At 62.1% G+C, this 17,853-nt stretch carries 14 protein-coding genes and 1 pseudogene; 9 read left to right on the plus strand and 6 right to left on the minus strand.

The window, feature by feature from the left end; genetic code table 11:
- Positions 1–21 precede the first annotated feature (21 nt).
- Positions 22–648 carry a LysE family translocator gene (locus AB5975_20010; GenBank protein ID XDR18852.1) on the minus strand — a complete coding sequence of 209 codons (627 nt, stop codon included), beginning with the start codon at positions 646–648 and terminating at the stop codon, positions 22–24.
- Between the two features lie 2 nt (positions 649–650).
- Positions 651–1,439, minus strand: a complete 789-nt coding sequence (locus AB5975_20015) for a YqcI/YcgG family protein (protein XDR18853.1) — start codon at positions 1,437–1,439, stop codon at positions 651–653.
- Positions 1,440–1,599: 160 nt separating this feature from the next.
- Here AB5975_20015 and AB5975_20020 point away from each other — a divergent pair, with 160 nt between their 5' ends.
- The gene (locus tag AB5975_20020) at positions 1,600–2,520 is read left to right on the plus strand and encodes a LysR substrate-binding domain-containing protein (GenBank protein XDR18854.1); all 921 of its coding nucleotides are present in this window, start codon (positions 1,600–1,602) and stop codon (positions 2,518–2,520) included.
- Here AB5975_20020 and AB5975_20025 read toward each other — a convergent pair.
- Positions 2,501–3,397 (minus strand): LysR family transcriptional regulator, encoded by an 897-nt coding sequence (locus tag AB5975_20025; protein ID XDR18855.1) that lies wholly within the window; start codon positions 3,395–3,397, stop codon positions 2,501–2,503. The two genes, AB5975_20020 and AB5975_20025, sit on opposite strands and share 20 nt — an antisense overlap.
- A gap of 119 nt (positions 3,398–3,516) precedes the next feature.
- On the opposite strand from AB5975_20025, the gene AB5975_20030 reads away from it, so the two are divergent.
- From AB5975_20030 to AB5975_20060, 7 genes and pseudogenes are all read left to right on the plus strand, one after another.
- Complete coding sequence (locus tag AB5975_20030; protein XDR18856.1) at positions 3,517–4,707, plus strand: MFS transporter; 1,191 nt, start codon at positions 3,517–3,519, stop codon at positions 4,705–4,707.
- Positions 4,708–4,773: 66 nt separating this feature from the next.
- Positions 4,774–7,132: pseudogene (locus AB5975_20035) on the plus strand (DNA polymerase II).
- Between the two features lie 79 nt (positions 7,133–7,211).
- Positions 7,212–11,708 carry an NEL-type E3 ubiquitin ligase domain-containing protein gene (locus AB5975_20040; protein XDR18857.1) on the plus strand — a complete coding sequence of 1,499 codons (4,497 nt, stop codon included), beginning with the start codon at positions 7,212–7,214 and terminating at the stop codon, positions 11,706–11,708.
- Between the two features lie 229 nt (positions 11,709–11,937).
- The gene (locus AB5975_20045; GenBank protein XDR18858.1) at positions 11,938–12,489 is read left to right on the plus strand and encodes a DUF4174 domain-containing protein; all 552 of its coding nucleotides are present in this window, start codon (positions 11,938–11,940) and stop codon (positions 12,487–12,489) included.
- Between the two features lie 174 nt (positions 12,490–12,663).
- Positions 12,664–13,104 carry an EF-hand domain-containing protein gene (locus tag AB5975_20050; protein XDR18859.1) on the plus strand — a complete coding sequence of 147 codons (441 nt, stop codon included), beginning with the start codon at positions 12,664–12,666 and terminating at the stop codon, positions 13,102–13,104.
- A 73-nt stretch (positions 13,105–13,177) separates the two neighbouring features.
- Positions 13,178–14,011, plus strand: a complete 834-nt coding sequence (locus AB5975_20055) for a DUF692 domain-containing protein (GenBank protein ID XDR18860.1) — start codon at positions 13,178–13,180, stop codon at positions 14,009–14,011.
- A complete protein-coding gene (locus AB5975_20060; GenBank protein XDR18861.1) occupies positions 14,004–14,699 on the plus strand; it encodes a DUF2063 domain-containing protein in 696 nt (231 codons plus the stop codon). Before AB5975_20055 ends, AB5975_20060 begins: the two co-directional genes overlap by 8 nt.
- Positions 14,700–14,732: 33 nt before the next feature.
- Here the strand turns inward: AB5975_20060 and AB5975_20065 are convergent, their stop codons facing one another.
- The 3 genes from AB5975_20065 to AB5975_20075 form a co-directional block, all read right to left on the minus strand.
- Positions 14,733–15,215: a DoxX family protein gene (locus AB5975_20065; GenBank protein ID XDR18862.1), complete on the minus strand. Its 483-nt coding sequence runs from the start codon at positions 15,213–15,215 to the stop codon at positions 14,733–14,735.
- Positions 15,216–15,323: 108 nt separating this feature from the next.
- Positions 15,324–16,610, minus strand: a complete 1,287-nt coding sequence (locus tag AB5975_20070) for a sensor histidine kinase (protein ID XDR18863.1) — start codon at positions 16,608–16,610, stop codon at positions 15,324–15,326.
- On the minus strand, positions 16,607–17,347 hold the full coding sequence (locus tag AB5975_20075; GenBank protein XDR18864.1) for a response regulator: 741 nt from the start codon (positions 17,345–17,347) through the stop codon (positions 16,607–16,609). Before AB5975_20075 ends, AB5975_20070 begins: the two co-directional genes overlap by 4 nt.
- A 221-nt stretch (positions 17,348–17,568) precedes the next feature.
- Here AB5975_20075 and AB5975_20080 point away from each other — a divergent pair, with 221 nt between their 5' ends.
- Positions 17,569–17,844, plus strand: coding sequence for a DUF2790 domain-containing protein (locus AB5975_20080; GenBank protein ID XDR18865.1), 276 nt, complete (start codon positions 17,569–17,571; stop codon positions 17,842–17,844).
- The last annotated feature ends 9 nt before the right edge of the window (positions 17,845–17,853 follow it).

Consider the following 17,853-nt stretch of genomic DNA (forward strand, 5'->3'; position numbering starts at 1 on the left):
TTCGGGTGCTGCGTTTCACGTTCAGGCCGCCAGCTCCTTGAGGTTGTACAGCAGGCCACCGGCGGCGATCAGCAGCAGGGCGACGCCCGAGGCCAGGCTGATGACGCGGTTGCTGCGCTGCGAGGCGATCTTGCCGATGGCGAAGATGTACAGGCTGAGCACGGCGAAATCGATGGCCACCCACAGCAATGACAGCACCACCATGCTCTTGCCGAACGACTCGGTGATCTGGATGAACTGGGGGAAGAAAGCGATGAAGAAAATGATGTCCTTGGGGTTGGAAATACCCACCATGAAACCTTGTAGCAGCCCGCCACGCCCGGCCTTTGGGGCCTCGCTCGCCGCTTCCTGGGTTGGTGACTGCAGGGCGTCCCTCAGCGTGCCCACGGCGATGTAGCCAATGAACAGGCAGCCCAGCAGGCTCATGGTACTGAGCCATGCCTTGTCGATGGCGGCGCTGGTGAGGATGATCCAGGCGGCGGCGCCGATCAGCACCAGTGACGCCCAGTTGGTGCCGACAGCGGTGAACATGGCCTTGCGTGAGCCGGAGGCAGCGGCCGTGTTGACGATCAGTGCCACCACCGGCCCGGGGGTGGCGATAAGGAGCAGGACGGTGAGGGCATAAGTGGCGGTGAGTGCGGTATTCACGGTCAGTTCTCGATCAGTATGTCGGGTGTCGCCAGGTGTGCGGCATGGGCGTGGAACGGGCAGCGCGCTGGATTGAGCGAGCCTGCCTCCTGCAGTTGATACTGCTTCCACTCGTAGTTGTCGGCGTCGCCGAAAGCGCCAAGGGTGTCGGGGACGACGCCGTCGTTGTAATGGTGCACGCGCTCACGAATGCGCTCGCGGATTCGCTTGCCACTCTCGGTATTGGCGTTGGCCACTTCGTCGAAGTTCGCCCGTGGGTTGATGACGAACGTGACGTGCTGGCCGAGGTTGCGGCTTTTCATTTGCTGATGGCCGGGGAAGTTCATGTTGATGAACAGCGGCATGCCGGCATAGCAGAACGACCAGCCCGAATCGTCAGGGTCGGTCGGAATGCCCTGTGGCCAAGGGTGTGGGTCGCGTGCATGCACCCCGCGCAGCACCTTCCAGGCCAACGCTTGCTGCTCGGCGAGGTTGCTGCCGGCTGGCGTTTCGAGAAACACCACCAAAGGGCTGCCGATGCGCTGCTTGGCGGTGATTTGTGCGACGGTGCGCACATAGTCGGCCAAGCCCTGCGCGATGTCATCGGCGAGTTGCTCGGCGCGGGCGAACAGAATGTGACAGGTTTCGCCGTTTACCGCCTTGCGGCCGAACAAGCAGGGGAATTCGGGGTTGGCGAGAACACTGCGAAAGTGTTCTATGGTTTTGTACGTCCAGTGTTGCATGTTAGGACCATGTTCCGCGGCTAGCTCTAGCGCATCCAGGCGATAGCAATTTCCATATCCCGTAAACATGATTTCCCCAGGCGTTGATTTAAGTGAACGTTCCAGTCACATGCAGGCAGGATCTTGGTTATGTTTGTTATTTACCTGCATTTTCCGAGACGCTTCTGACGTTGTAAAACGCGTGGAACTATGACCTACTATTAGTCTCACTCATGCTCGGGACGTCGCCATGTCGGAACGGATTCAGGCCTTGCACGCGCTGCGTGCCTTCGAGGTGGCCTCTCGCTATGGCTCCTTCACCCGTGCAGCTGAAGAGCTGGCCCTGACCCAGGGTGCGGTCAGCCACCACATCAAGACGCTCGAAGCCATGTTCGGCTGTGACCTGTTCGAACGTCGCGGCCCTGAACTGAGCCTGACCGAGCACGGCCGCCTGCTGGCACAAGAGCTGAAAGTGGGTTTCAAGATCATCGAAAATGCCTGCGCGTTGCTGCGCCAGGACCGCTATGGCTTGCGCCTCAAGGCCCCGTCCACGCTCACCGTGCGCTGGCTGCTGCGGGCGCTGGATGCGTTCAAGAAAATCGAGGACAACTGCAGTGTGCAGCTGTCCAGCGTGTGGATGGACATCGACAGCGTGGACTTCTATTCCGAGCCCTACGACTGCGCCATTCTTCTGGCCAATGGGCGCTTTCCCGCCGATATCGAGAGCTTCAAGCTGTTCGATGAATGGCTGATTCCGGTATGCCACCCCAATTACATGGCGCAGGCACAACCGCAACTGTCCGACCTGACCCGATGCGAGTTCCTGCACCCATCCCCCGACCGCCGTGACTGGCGGCGTTGGTTGGCGCGCATGGATGCGCTGGACATCAGCATTGACCAGGGGCAGGTGTTCGATACCCTCGACCAGGGCATTTCGGCCGCTCAGCAGGGCCTGGGCATTTCAGTGGTCGACCTGGTGCTGGCCAGTGCCGACCTGGCGGCCGGGCGCTTGGTCACACCATTCAAGCATGCGGTGGCCACGGGCGACGGTTATTACATGACCTGGCTCAAGGCCAGCCCAAAAGCGCGGCAGATGCACAAGCTGCGCGACTTCCTGCTCGGCCAGGTAGCGCCGCTGGCCTACAAGGACATCAACTACCTGTACGGTTGAACACCCGCTCGAGCATGAAATCGATGAACACCCGCAGCTTCGGCGGCATATGCCGCCCGGACGGCCACAGCAGGTAGAAGCTGCCGCGCTGTTCCATGAAATCGTCGAGTACGCTGACCAGCGAACCGTTGCCCAGTTCACGGCCTACGGTGAAGTCCGGCAGGCAGGTGATGCCGCGGTGGTTCACGGCAAAGCAGACGCGTGTCTCGACATGGTTGCAAACCATCGAAATGGGAATGTCGTAGGCGTGCTCGGGGTGCTCCTGGCGCAGCGGCCAGGTTTCCAGTTTGCCGTTGCTGGGGAAGCGGTAGTGCAGGCAGGTGTGCGTGGCCAGCTCGCGTGGGTGCAGGGGTGTGCCGCGTTCGCGCAGGTAGTCGGGCGAGGCCACCAGGCGGTGCTGGAAGTGCCCCAGGAACTTGGCATTGAGCCGTGAATCCACCGGCTGCCCGCCGCGCATGACCACATCGAAGCCTTCGCCGACGATATCCACCATACGGTCGGAGAAGTCCAGGTCCAGTTCCACTTGCGGGTACAGCGCCATGAACTCGGCCAGTGCCGGCATCACCAGCCCGGTCACCTGCGGCATGCTCACCCGCAGGCGCCCGCGCGGGGTTTCGCTGGCTTGCGACAGTTCCTGCTCGGTCGCCTCGATTTCGGCGAGGATGCGCCGGCTGCGGTCAAGGAACAACGTGCCCTCGGCGGTGAGGGTGATGCTGCGTGTGCTGCGGTGGAACAGGCGTACGCCCAAGCGGTTCTCCAGGCGCGCCACGCGCTTGCCGACTGCCGAGGCACTGATCCCCAGTGACTGGCCCGCGGCGACAAAGCTGCGGGTTTCGGCCACTCGATTGAAGACCACGAAGCCGCTGAGGCTGTCCATGCTGCATACCTGATTGCGGACATTGGTGTCCTGGGTGAGTGGCATTGTAACCGTCTTTTTCCGTAATGCGTGGGTCTTGCAGACTGTTCCTCTCGTTTTCCTACGCAAGGCAAAAGCACATGTCCCAAACACCTTCCGCATCGTTGCTGGCAACCAGTAACGAACGCTTGCCGCTCAGCGGGCTGCTGGCGCTGGCCATGACCGGCTTCATCGCCATCCTCAGCGAAACCCTGCCGGCTGGCCTGCTCGACCAGATCGCCGAGGGTATGCACATCAGCCAGGCCATGGCCGGGCAATGGGTGACGGCCTATGCCCTGGGCTCGTTGCTGACCGCCATTCCACTGGTGACCTTGACCCAAGGCTGGTATCGGCGCCGGGCGTTGTTGCTGGCGATCGTCGGTTTCGTACTGTTCAACGGGCTGACGGCCGTGTCGAATTCCAACAGCCTGACCTTGGTGCTGCGCTTTTTTACCGGCGCTGCAGCCGGGCTGGCTTGGGGTTTGATCGCCGGTCACGCGCGGCGCATGGTGCCGGTGGCACAGCAGGGGCGAGCCATGGCTTTGGCCATGCTCGGCCAGCCGATTGCCCTGTCGCTTGGCTTGCCGATTGCCACCTGGCTAGGTGCGGGGCTGGGCTGGCGCGCGACGTTCGTGGTGGTCACGCTGGTGGCGTTGCTGTTGGTGGTGTGGGTATTGCGGTCGGTGCCGGACTACCCTGGGCACACCGCCGGCAAGCGTCCAGCGGCCATGCAGGTGCTGCGCACACCGGGGGTGATGCTCGTGCTGCTGGTGATCCTCAGCTGGATCCTTGGCCATAACATTCTCTACACCTATATCGTGCCACTACTGGCGGCGGCTGGCATGGTGACGGAAATTGGCCCAGTGTTGATGGTGTTTGGCCTGTCGGCCCTGGCCGGGATTGGCCTGGTGGGGTTGCTGGTCGACCGGCATCTGCGCACGCTGGTGCTATTGAGCCTGGCGGGTTTTGCCCTGGCTACGTTGGCTTTGGGGCAGGCGTCGTCGTGGCTGATGTACCTGAGCATCGCTTTGTGGGGCGTGACCTACGGCGGTGCGCCGACTCTGTTGCAGACCGCTTGCGCCGATGCGGCGGGCGAAGGCGGGGATGTGGCGCAGTCGATGCTGGTGACGGTGTGGAACAGCGCCATTGCCCTGGGCGGGATCATTGGCGGCTTGCTGTTGAGCGGCCCAGGAGTGGAAGGGTTTGGCGCGGTGGTACTGGGCCTGATCGCGCTGGCCTGGCTGTTGAGCTGGGCCGGGCGGCGCAGCGGGTTTGTGCCAGGAAGGCGCTAAAACACTCACCCCAGGCACGACAAAGGTAGAATCATCTCATCTACAGATGATTCAGAGGTCGACGCAGTGGAGTTGCAGCAGGGCTTTGTCCTGACCCGGCATTGGCATGACACGCCCGAAGGCACTTGCGTGGAGTTCTGGCTGGCCACCGATCAGGGGCCGCGGCAGCTGCGCCTGGCGCCCAGGAGTCGGTGGCGTTCATCCCCAGGCGCAGGCTGAGCATGCCCGTGTTCTGCTGTCCAAGGAGCCTGGCGTTCAGCTCAAGCCGCTGCGGCTGAAGGGCTTCGACCAGCGCCCGGTGCTTGGCCTGTATTGCCGCCAACACCGGCAACTGATGCAGCTGGAGCAACGCCTGCGCAGCGCGGGTATCGAGGTGTACGAGGCCGATATCCGCCCGCCCGAGCGCTATCTGATGGAGCGCTTCATCACCGCCCCTGTGCAGTTCACCGGTCAGCCGAATGCCCAGGGTGTTTATTGCGACGCCCAGCTCAAGCCTTTGCCCGGCTATCGCCCACCGCTGCGTCTGGTGTCGCTGGATATCGAGACCAGCGAACGGGGAGAGTTGTACAGCATTGCCCTGGAAGGGTGTGGCCAGCGTCAGGTGTACATGCTTGGCCCGGCCAACGGCGACGCTGATGGCGTCGACTTCGCTCTGCACTATTGCGATGACCGTGCCGCGTTGCTCGACTGCCTCAACCAATGGATGGCCACGCACGATCCGGATGCGATCATCGGCTGGAACCTGATCCAGTTCGACCTGCGCCTTTTGCATGAACACGCCAAACTGTTGCAGGTACCGCTGGCATTAGGCCGCAACGGTGCCCCCATGACCTTGCGCAGCCACGCCGGGGGCGGCCATGTATTCGCCGACGCACCGGGGCGGCTGTTGATCGATGGCATCGAAGCACTGCGCTCGGCGACCTGGAGCTTTCCGTCGTTCAGCCTGGAAAGTGTTGCGCAGACCCTGCTCGGAGAAGGCAAGGCCATCGACACGCCGTACCAGCGCATGGATGAAATCAACCGCCGTTTCGCCGAAGACAAACCGGCACTGGCACGCTACAACCTCAAGGACTGCGAGCTGGTCACCCGCATCTTCGCCCATACCCGCCTGCTCGAGTTCCTGCTGGAGCGTGCTTCGGTCACCGGGCTGGCGGTAGACCGCAGCGGTGGTTCGGTGGCCGCTTTCTGTCACCTGTACATCCCGCAGATGCACCGTTTGGGCTTTGTCGCCCCCAACCTCGGCAGCCGCCCCGATGAAGCCAGCCCCGGTGGCTTTGTCATGGATTCGCGTCCAGGCCTGTACGACTCGGTGCTGGTGCTGGACTACAAGAGCCTCTACCCGTCGATCATCCGTACTTTTCTGATCGACCCGGTTGGGCTGGTCGAGGGCCTGCGCTTGCCCGACGATGAGCATTCGGTGGAGGGCTTTCGCGGTGGGCGTTTCTCGCGCAGCCAGCATTGCCTGCCGGCCATTGTCGAGCGTGTCTGGCAGGGCCGGGAAGCGGCCAAGCGTGAGGGCAATGCGCCGCTGTCGCAGGCACTGAAGATCATCATGAATGCCTTTTATGGGGTGTTGGGGTCGAGCGGTTGCCGTTTCTTCGACCCGCGCCTGGCCTCGTCGATCACCATGCGCGGTCACCAGATCATGCGCCAGACTCGCACGCTGATCGAGGCCAGGGGTTATGAGGTCATCTATGGTGACACCGACTCCACCTTCGTCTGGCTCAAAGGTGCCCATGACGAAGCAGCCGCGGCGCAGATCGGCCGCGAACTGGTGGCTCAGGTCAACCAGTGGTGGCGTGAGCACCTGCGCCAGCAGATGAACCTGCAAAGCGCGCTGGAGCTGCAGTTCGAGGTGCATTATCGGCGGTTTCTGATGCCTACCATTCGTGGCGCCGATGAGGGTAGCAAGAAGCGTTATGCCGGCTTGGTGCAGCGTGCCGACGGCAGCGAGGATGTGGTCTACAAGGGCCTGGAGTCGGTGCGCACCGACTGGTCGCCACTGGCGCAGCAGTTTCAGCAGGCGCTGTATGGGCGAATCTTTCGCGGCCAGCCGTACCGCGACTATGTGCGCCTTTACGTGCAGCAGACCCTGGCGGGCGAACTGGACGACCTGCTGGTGTATCGCAAGCGCCTGCGCCGGCCGCTGGCTGACTACCAGCGCAACGTGCCACCCCATGTGCGTGCCGCACGCCAGGCCGATGAGTACAACAGCCGCCTCGGCCGCCCCCGTCAGTACCAGCGCGGTGGCTGGATCAGTTACGTCATTACCACCGCCGGCCCCGAGCCGATGGAGAACCTGCAATCGCCGATCGACTACGAACACTACCTCAGCCGGCAGTTGCAGCCGGTGGCCGATGCCATCCTGCCGTTCGTTGGCGATGACTTCGCCACCTTGACCGGTCGCCAGTTACAACTGTTCTGACCGCAGGCGTTAGTTATCTAGCGCCCGACGTAAAGCATGCTGCTTAGCCTTGCCTCTTTTCATGAAGAGGCCTCAGGCAATGGACACTACTCCGCTATCAAGCGCACAGGCAGCCATCGATGCTTTCCAGGACGGCATCATCGGCAAGCGCCTGCCACTCTGGTTGCGTCAGGCACCCGCCGAGCAACTGCCAGAGATCAGCATGGCATTGGCAAATAGCCTGCGCTGTCGTGAGCAAGTGAATGCGCTGCTGCGGGGCATCGAAAGCATCGACAGTTTCGTTGCAGCGGGCCTGGAAAAGGCCCTTGGCGAGCGTTACGGGATTGTTCGTAACGCGCGCGCGCTCAGGTTTCTGGAGGGCCGTCGGGAACCTGTGATCAACAGTCAGCCGGTTGGCGCGCACCTTACCGAAGTGGTCTACGAAGAAAAGCCGCTGCTCGAGGTGGTCCTGCGCAACTTCACTGCCGAGCAGGCCCAGGCGGGTGGCCAGCCGCGTGGTAATCGCCTACTGGTTTCGCGTCAGGGCAGGGGTGCACCGCCCACCAGCATCGAACTTGCCACGCTGTGCCGTGAGCTGGATTTGGGGGCGTGTTATCAACGTCACCTGGATTCCATTCTGAAGCCCGCGGGTGATGCCAGGCGCGTGGAGTCTCAGCTTGGGGATACCAGCCGCCACGCCATGCTGGTGGACGCCTATAAAGCCAGGCAGGAGGGAAAGCTGGATGACAGCGAGCTCAAACTGATGGTGACTGTGTGCGCGGATGGCAAGCTGCTGCGTCTGGCGGGGGACCGTGTTGAAGCCAGGCAACTGAAGCTGCTGGGTTGCCTTATCGAGCAGGTGATCGTGTTCGAGGTAATTGACCAGGGCGTTCTTTTCAATACCACGCGCCGGGTATTGCTCTATGTGCCTGGGGATCCGGTGTCACCTTGGAGCGTATTCGACAGCATCGACAAATTGAACCGGGAACTGGGTCGCCGCTTTCGAGACAAGGCCTATCAGCGTTTCTTCAGCCGCTTCGTGCTGCGCCGTGACAGCCAGGCGTTTTTCGCTCAGGTCATGGCGCTATTCGATGATCTGGCGGTTTGGGCATTCCGTGATCTCGAGCCGCGTTTGCACCCTTACCCGCAACCGTTGTTCAACAGCCTGGCACAGGCACGTATACGCCAGATCAAGGAAGATGCAGCGATGATCGCGGTACCTGTGGCACGGCTTGATCGTGAGGTTCAGCGCCAGCATGACGAGCGCCTGGAGGCCGAGGGGTGGGCACTGCTCAACCTGGCCAGCTTCTTTGTGCCGGGCCTTGGCGTGGCGCTGCTTGCCGTGACGGCTTGGGAGCTGCTGGGCGAGGTCTACCATGGCTTCGAGGCATGGCAGGAAGGGGATCGCCAAGCGGCACTCGATCATTTGACCCATGTCGCCACTGACCTTGTCGTGCTTGCGACCACGGTTGCGGGGGTTGCCGTGGCACGACGGATTTGGGCGCGCTCCGCGTGCGTTGATGCCATGTTGCCGGCTCGGCTGGAGGACGGCACTGTCAAACTCTGGCAACTCGATTTGACGCCGTTTCAAAGCCAGCCCCCCGTTGCGGCCACCGGCCAGGACGCATTGGGCATTCGGCGCCTGGATGGGCAGGCCTGGATCGAAATGGACGGGTATGACTACCGCGTGACGGCGCCGGCTGGCGACGGTCAGTGGCAACTGTGCCCCGTCGACGGCCACGGGCCGATGCTACGTCACAATGGTGCTGGCGCTTGGCGATTGTGGAGCGAGCAACCGAGTCAGTGGGCCGATAGATACCGCATGTTCCGGCGCTTTGGCGGGGCATTCAGCAGGCTGGGTGACGAAGAGATCGACCAGGTCCTGCTGCTTCATGACCTTGATGGTGACGATGTGCGTAGCTTGCATGTACATGCCCAGGCGCCAAGCCCAGGCATGCTTGACAGTGTGCTGCGGGTCAAGCTCGATCAGCGCATTCGCAGCATGATTGGTTGTCTGCGCAGTGGCATGCCGGTAGAGGATGTAACCGTGCTTGAACATGCGCGGCGGTTGCCAGGTGCGGATGGCCTGCCAGATCAGGCACTGGCTGAGTTGGCATGGACGCAGCGCCGAACACTATTGCATCACCTGTACGAAGCGCTGCAGCCTACCGACAGCCCTGGCAGCGCAGCCCTACGCCGGGTTTTTCCAGGGTTGCACGTGCGCGCTGCACAAGCGTTGGTAAAAGCCGCCAATGGTGTCGAGCGCAAGCGTCTGCTCTCTAGCGGCAGGGTTGCGCTGGGGCTGGCCGAAGCGGCCAGGGGCAGCCTGTCGGCTATGCGTCAGGTCCGGGTACTTGAAGCGCTGTACCTGGATACGCCACAGAATGCAGACCTGGCTCGGGTGGCCCTGGGCCTCTTGCGGTACCTGCCTGGAAGCGAACAAGGTGTGCGCTGGCGCTTGTACGAAGGTTACCTGGATGGGCCGAAGCTGGCGCAAACCGAACAGGGGCAGCGGGCGTTCGATCTGGTGCACTTGAATGGCAGTTTCCAGTTGCTTGATGACCAAGGCACGGCGCTCGGGGCGCCGGGAGAGTTGTTCGACGTCATGGCGCTAGCCTATACCGATGAGCAACGTGAGGCGATGAGGGTCGGCGAGCCGTTCTCGCACAACCTCAGGGTGCTGCTGGGGCGCGAAGCAGTCAGCCGCCGTGATGAGATCGCTCGTCTGCTCGGCGCGGTACGCCCGGGCGCTGTTCGAATGCCCCTGCGCTTGGCAGATGGGCGTTTGGGCTACCCGCTGGGTGGCGCTGGCGTGAGTGGTTTCGCATCGAGAGGCAGAGCCCTGAGAGCAACGCTGCGGGATCTCTTTCCTTGGTTGAGTGATGTGCAGATCGAGACCCTCGTCGATGAGGCCAGGCGTTCAGGGCATCAACTTGAACGGGTACTGAGCGACCTGAGCAATGAGCTCACGGTACTGCGCAACACGCTGGATACCTGGGTGGCACAGGGACAGGGCGAAGCCAGGGAGGATCGAGATGCCTTGCGCCAGACCTTGTTCAATTGCTGGAGACGGTCGGTCGGTGTTGGGGCGTTGCAAATCGATGCGCAACAAAACCTGCATGCCATCTTCTGCAATTTCAGATTGGACGGCTTGCCCAGCATGCCTGCGCAAGTCAGCTTCAGAGGCGTTACCAGCCTATCGATGTTGCACCTGAATCTCCTGGAAGTACCCAACAGTTTCCTGCTGGCTTTCCCCAACCTGCAAACCCTTGACCTGGGCGGCAACCTGTTGACGCGCCTACCACAACCGCTGCTGCAAATACCGCAACTACGGCATCTGAGTCTGACCCATAACCGGATTCGTCTGAACATGGAGCAAACCGCCACGTTGGCCAGTTGTACGAGCCTGGAGTCTCTCGACCTGTCCCACAATCCACTGGGGCGCCCGTTTCCGCTGGCCGGTTTGACCGAACTGCGATGGCTGAACTTGCGCGACACACACATCACGCAATTCCCCGCAGGCGTGTTCGAGCGTGCTCAGCTGGTATCCGTTGACTTGCGGGAGAACCGCATCAGGCATATTCCGGAGCAGTTTTTCCAGATGCCCGTATGGCGTCGGCGGCGGATCCGCCTGAGCGCGAACCCGTTGGGCGAGGCCCAGATGGGGCGTTTGCGAGCCTCGCTGAGGAGCGACGTTCCTGTGGTCGACGAGGAGCAAGTGTTTCTGCGCCTGCAGCACGCGCGTGAAGTCTGGGGCGATGCGGTGGCCCCGGAGCATCGCGGCTTGATGCTTGCGGCCTGGGACTCGCTGGATGAACGGCAAGATGCCGGGCGCTTTTTCCGTGTCCTTGGGCAGCTTTTGCTGTCCGAGGACTTTCGTGTCAACGCGCGGGCATTGGGCAATCGGGTAATGGCGTTAGTGCAGGCGATGGCCATGACGCCGGAATTGCGCCAGAACTTGCTGTCCGTGGCCAATGATGAGTGGGGGTGCCAGGACGGTGCAACCTGGTGCTTGAGCAACCTCGAACTGAACATGCTTGTCTGGCAGGTAGAACATGCCGCTGGAGAACATAGCGAAGGCGCCTTGCTTGGCCTGGGAAGACGCTTATGGCGCCAGGATGCAGTCGACAGGTTCGCCAGCCGATGGGCAATCCAACACGCCAGGGCGCTGGAAGGCAGCGAAGTGGGGTTGGCCTTCAGGATCGGGCTAAGGGAGCGGCTTGACTTGCCCCTGCAGGTGGGGGAAATGAGCTTCCAGGCTGTTTCAGGCGTTTTGGACGCGGACCTGGCAGAGGCAGAAGCCGCTGTGCGGAACGCGGAAACCCCGGATGAGATCGCACGTTCGATGGTTGATCGTGAATTTTGGCAGGCGCACCTGGAGCGTACCCATCCTGACCAATTCGCTGCGGTCGACTTGCCCTTCAGGCGACAGCTTGAAACGGTACTTGACGATGAAGCGCTCCTGGAGGGCGCAAAGATCGAGCAGGCGGATGCCATTCGAGATGCGCAGCGTGCTGCACGCAGGGGGCTGATGCTGGACATGACGATTCGTGCGATGGAAGCGGGGCCCGAGGAGCTAGGCATACCGGTGCGTTGACCACAACTCAGGGTAAGGGTTTACCTGGCCCTGACCAAGGCGGCTTTGGGCTATGCTCAGTCTGGGTGACGGTGGATTGTGCCAACGCCGTTGCCCTGGCTTCAGGTAGCTCGGAAATCGACAGTTACTTTTGCACCCCCCGTTCTTGTGTGAAGTGGTTTAGGCTCCTTGTCGGATTTTTCTCCGTGATCTGTAGTCATTGGTATATCGAGACGATAAGGAGATACGCATGCTCGTCCGGTCACTGACCCTCGCAACCTTGCTTGCTGTTGCCGGCCCCCTGTTTGCCGCAGACAGTGATGCGCCTTTAGCCAAGGAACTGGGTAAGGCCAGGCCGTTGGTGGTTATCGCCCCGAGCAGTGCCGACCCGACCTTGCGCGGGTTGAACAAGGCGCTCGAGGATCCGGCCACCCAGGCAGCCTTCAAGGAGCGCAACCTTGTGCTGTACAGCGTCGCCAACATGATGGGCAAGCGCGAGGACAAGAACCTCGAACAGCAGACCACCATGGCCCTGATTCGTGAACTGAAGCTGGGGGCGAGCAAGGGCACCAAGGTGATCCTGGTCGGCAAGGATGGCGAGCGGCACATGCTCAAGGACGACGACACTGGCGAGGCCATCGACCCGCAGGTGATCTTCAAGGCAGTCGATGAACTGCCTGCCAGCGAAAAGGCGGTGGCGGCGCCCGAGCCCGTAGCAGCGGCACCGGAAGCCAAGGCCAAGGACACCAAGCCGGCCAAGCCAGCCAAACCGGCGGCCCCGCCCAAACCGCTGGAAGACTGAACACGCATCATGGCCCCAAGGCACGTTGGGGCCAGCTGCCAGGTGTTGTGTATCCCACTGTATCTGCGCGCACGGCAGACCTACTGCCATACAAAAGCGCGCCCCACACGATACATCCACGACAAACCGCAACGGCCTAATGGCTCCACTTTCCAACCACTGTGGAGCTACATCATGACTCAAGCAAAAACTACCCTCGGCCTGCTCGGCGCCGCCCTGATCGGCAGCATGGCACTGAGCAGCAGCGCGTTTGCCGTCGAACCATTGGCCCAGGGTTACCAGCTGGCATCGGCCAAGGTGGCCGGCGAGGGCAAGTGTGGTGAAGGCAAATGCGGCGCCAGCGGCAAGGTCACCCAGAGCGAAGGCAAATGCGGCGAAGGCAAGTGCGGTGACGCCTCGTTCGCCAAGACCGACAGGGACCACGATGGCAAGGTTTCGCGCGAAGAGTTCGTGGCGGTGGCCAAGGACCGTGCGGGCGACTTCGACAAGATCGACAGTAACCATGATGGCTTCATCTCCGAACAGGAAGCAGCGGATCACCTGAAGGCGATTTACCAGGCCAACGGCAAGGCCATGCCTGAAGGGCTGTTCAGCCACTTGAACAATAAGTCCTGACCTTATCCCTTGATGTGATGCAACGCCCCTCCTGCTGGTCAGGCGGGGCGTTGTGCCTGTTGGAGACCTGTTTATGCTTCCCGCACTGTTGAATACTGGGTTGGGCTTGCGCCGTGGCCTGTTGCCGGAACTGCTCGCCATGGCGCCGGGTGCAGTGGACTTTCTCGAATGCGCGCCGGAAAACTGGATTGCCGTGGGCGGTGCCTACGGTAAGGGGTTGGCCGAGTTGGCGGAGCGTTTTCCCATCACCTGCCATGGGTTGTCGTTGTCGTTGGGGGGGAGTGCGCCGCTGGACTGGCAGTTCCTCGACCAGATCCGGCAGTTTCTCGATCGCCACCAAGTGCGCTTGTATAGCGAACACCTGAGCTACTGCAGTGATGACGGGCACCTGTACGACTTGATGCCCATCCCGTTCACCGATGAAGCGGTGCACCATGTGGCGGCGCGCATACGCCGGGCGCAGACGCACCTGGAACGGCGTATCGCTGTCGAGAACATCAGCTACTACGCCGCCCCTTACGCTGCGATGAGTGAACTTGAATTTATTCGTGCAGTACTCGATGAAGCCGACTGTGACCTGCTGCTGGACGTCAACAATGTATTCGTCAATGCCTGCAATCACGGCTATGACGCCCGGGAATTCCTTGAAGGCTTGCCCCGGGCGCGGGTGACCTGCATGCACATTGCCGGTCATTACGATGAGGCCCCGGACCTCAAGGTCGACACCCATGGGGCGCCGGTCAAGGAAGATGTCTGGGCACTGTACGCGTTCGCCTGTGAACGCTTTGGGGTGCAGCCGACCGTGCTCGAACGTGACTTCAACCTCCCCCCACTGGCACAGCTGCTGGAGGAGACAGCACGTATCCGTGACATGCAGCGTAGCTGGGGAGGGCAGAGGCATGAATGAGACCTTGCGCGAACAGCAATACGCCTTGGCTCGCCACCTGCGCGACCCGCTGCGCAATGCTCCGCCACCTGGCGCGCAAGCACGGCGCCTGAAGATTTACCGGGAGTTATTCTATGGCGCCATCGAAGGCTTGCTGGCCGGCAGCTTTCCTGTCATGCGCCAGGCCCTGGGCGAGCAACGTTGGCATGTGCGGGTGCGTGATTTCTATGCCAACTACCGTAGCCAGACACCGTTGTTCACCGAGATTGCAGAGACGTTCGTCGATTACTTGCAAGGCGTGCAGCCGGATGCGCCCTGGCAGTTGGAACTGGCGCATTACGAGTGGATCGAGACGCAGCTGTACCTGAGCGATGCCGAGGATCCGCTGCATGATCCTGCGGGTGACCTGCTGGCTGGCGAGCCGCTGTTGTCTTGCGTGGCGCGGGTGCTGGCCTACCGGTGGCCGGTTGAGCGCATCAGCGCCGATTACCAGCCAACGGTTGCGCCAGAGGCGCCGACCTTGCTGCTGGTTTATCGCGATGCGGGGTTGCAGGTGCGCTTTGCGCGGTTGGCACCGATGGCGTATCGGTTGCTGGTGGAGCAGGGGCGTGGACGGGAGCGGTTGCAGGCGTTGGGTGGGGATCTGGAGCAGGGGCTGGGGTTGCTCCAGGGGATGCGCGAAGCGGGCATCATTGTCGGCACGGTTTGAGAGCATTGGGGGCGCAAAAACGCCCCCGCGATACTACTTGCTGAACCGCATCCTGAGCCAATGATCCAGGCTCAAGCGCCCGGCGCCCTTGAGCAGCAGAGGCAGCAATGCAACCAAGTAGATCAGCGGCAATTTGTAATTGCCAAAGCCCTGGTCGGTAATCGCATACCCCTGCGCCAGCTCAGCCAAACCTGACCAGTGCGCCGGCCAATGCACCGCCGCAATCGCTACTACGGTCACGACCATCAAGCCAAAGGAAGCCAGCCGGGTACCCAGGCCCAACAACAGCAGCAACGGCAGCACCAGCTCCGCCCACATCGACAGCTGCCAGTTCAGCTCGACTGGTAGCAGGTTGAAGGGGAATGGGAAGCGGGTTTGCAGGTCGGCGAACCAGTTGCTGCCATTGAACTTCTCCCAGCCGGATTCAAAAAACTCCCAAGCCAGGAACAGCCGTAACGGCAGGTCGGCGCTCCAGCTGCCGATGTGGTCGAAGGTGGTCAGGGTAATGGCTTTCATCAAGGTGGCTCCCGGGGCTAGTTGTGTGACCGGGAGTGTGTGGTTGTGGGGTGTCTGCAGTGTGTCGGCGGTGCGGGGGTTGTGTATCGGATTGTAGGTGCGCGCTTTTCAGTTGAGCTCGATCCGTGCGCACAGCCCGCCACTTTCGCGGTTGCTTAGGGTCAGTCGCCCCCCCATGGCCTGGATCAGCTGGTGGGCAATGGCCAGCCCCAAACCGGTGCCACCCGTGCTGCGATTACGCGAACCCTCCACCCGGTAGAACGGCTTTAGCACTTCATCCAGTTCGCCACTGGGTATCCCAGGCCCGTTGTCGAGCACACGGATCACGGTCATGCCGCCCTCGCGGCACACTTCCAGTTCGGCAGCACCGGCAAACTTGAGCGCGTTATCCACCAGGTTCACCAGCACTCGGCGCAGGGCATGCGGGCGGGTTTCCAGCAGGCTGCCGGTGCTGCCGTGGCGCGCCACCTGGGCGCCGCTGTCCTGATAGTCGAATACCAGGCTGTCGAGGAAGGCATCAAGGTTGACCCTGCAAGGGGCTTCGGTGCTGGTATCCATGCTGCGGGCATACGCCACGCCTTCGCGCACCAGGTGCTCCATTTCGCCTAGGTCGCTCCACAACTTGTCCTTTTCCACCCCCTCGTCCATCACCTCGACGCGCAGCTTCATGCGGGTGATCGGCGTTTGCAGGTCGTGGGAAATGGCCGCCAGCAACTGCATGCGTTCCTTGAGGTGGGCAGCGATGCGCGCCTGCAGGGCGTTGAAGGCCACCGCCGCGTAGCGCACCTCGCGGGGGCCGCTTTCATCCAGTTGCACACCGGGGCGGTCCGGGTCGAGGTTGTCCACCGCCCGGGCCAGTCGGGTGAGCGGGCCGATGGCCAGGTGCACTGCCAGCCAGGTACACAGCAACAGCACAGCCAGCTGAATCAGCAGTACCACGGGTAGCCAGCGTGCCACCGGCACCGGCGACGGGGTCACGTCGATGGTCAGTGGCGCACCGTCGGCCAGGTTCAGGTGTGCCTGGAAGTGCGCATTCGGTCCGGGGATTTCCTGGAAGGTCAGGCGATAGTCGCTGCCAATGGCCTTGACGATCGACTCGGCGGCCATCGGCGGGTCGCTGCTGGTCATTGCTTCGCCTGTCTGGCCCTGGTCGAGGCGGTAGCGATAGGTGCGCCGTTCCAGGCGTGGCAGCCAGGCAGCACGTTCGGCTGCGGGAAGGCGGTCGAGGATGGCGACCGAAGTGGCCACGTCCTGCTCCAGGTTGTTGAGCATCATCGAGCGGCTACTGATATAGCGCTCGTAGGCCTGCAGGCCGAACGACAGGCCGTAGGCCAGCACCAGGCCGGTGAAGAAGATCAGTGCCAGGCGCGAGGCCAGGGTACGAGGCCATTTCATGACAGCGACTCGAGCAATTGCACCGGCAGCGAGAACACATAGCCCTCGCTGCGCACGGTCTTGATACAGCTGGGCTCGCGGGCATCGTCGCCCAGTCGTTGGCGCAGGCGGCTGACCAGCAAGTCGATGGAGCGGTCAAAGATGTCGGCCTCGCGGCCTTGGGTCAGGTTAAGCAGTTGTTCACGGCTGAGCACCCGCTGCGGGTGGTCGAGGAACACCCGCAACAGGCGGTATTCGGCGCCGCTCAGGGCCACCAGGGTACCTTCGCTGTCGAGCAGGTGGCGGGCGGTGGTGTCCAGGCGCCACTGGCCGAAAGCAAGCAGGCGGCTGCTTTCGCTGATGGTCAGGTTGGGCGGCAGCATGCGCGTGCGGCGTAGCACGGCGTTGATACGGGCGAGCAGTTCGCGGGCCGAGAACGGCTTGGTCAGGTAATCGTCGGCGCCCATTTCCAGGCCGATGATCCGGTCGGTTTCGTCGTTGCGGGCGGTCAGCATCAATACCGGGGTGTTGCGGTGCTTGCCGGCACGCAGTTCACGGCACAGCAGCAGGCCATCGTCGCCGGGCATCATGATGTCGAGCACGATCAGGTCGACGCTGTTGGCTTCGAGAAAGGCGCGCATCTGCCGGCCGTCGGCGACGATGCTGGTACGCAGGCCGTTCTTCTTCAGGTAGTTGCCGACCAGTTCGCGGATTTCGCGGTCGTCGTCGACGATCAGGATGTGATCGACGTGTTCCATGCGCTGCGTTCCTGTGCAAAGAGGGGATGGGCGCAGTGTACCGAGCGCGTTCGCGCTTGCCTGCGGGGGTTTGTATTGCAGTGTATCTGCCATGGGTACAGATACAGCAGAAAGCACATCACCGTGTTGGGCGACACATACGGGATACCTGGCAGGCGTGAAATGGCTCTCGACCGGGGAACAACACTCCCCACACCCAAGTGTTACTCAGGAGAGATGCCATGAACGTCAAGACTTTCGCCAGCGCCAGCCTGTTCGCCGTGCTCAGCTTCGGTGCCATCGCTGCCCAGGCCGCCGCTACCCCGATGCACGATGGCGGGGCCATGCAGTACCGCTACGGCGAGCACCTGGATGTGAAGAAAGTGCTGTCGGTGCAGGATGATCAGAGCAATGCCTGTGGGCTGGTGAACACCCGCATGGACTACCTTGACTCCCATGGTCAGCCACAGAGCGTGCAGTACCGTACCTACGCCACCGGCGGTTGCCATGACAATTGATCGCCGCCT

Source organism: Pseudomonas putida, from assembly GCA_041071465.1.
GTDB lineage: Bacteria > Pseudomonadota > Gammaproteobacteria > Pseudomonadales > Pseudomonadaceae > Aquipseudomonas > Aquipseudomonas putida_P.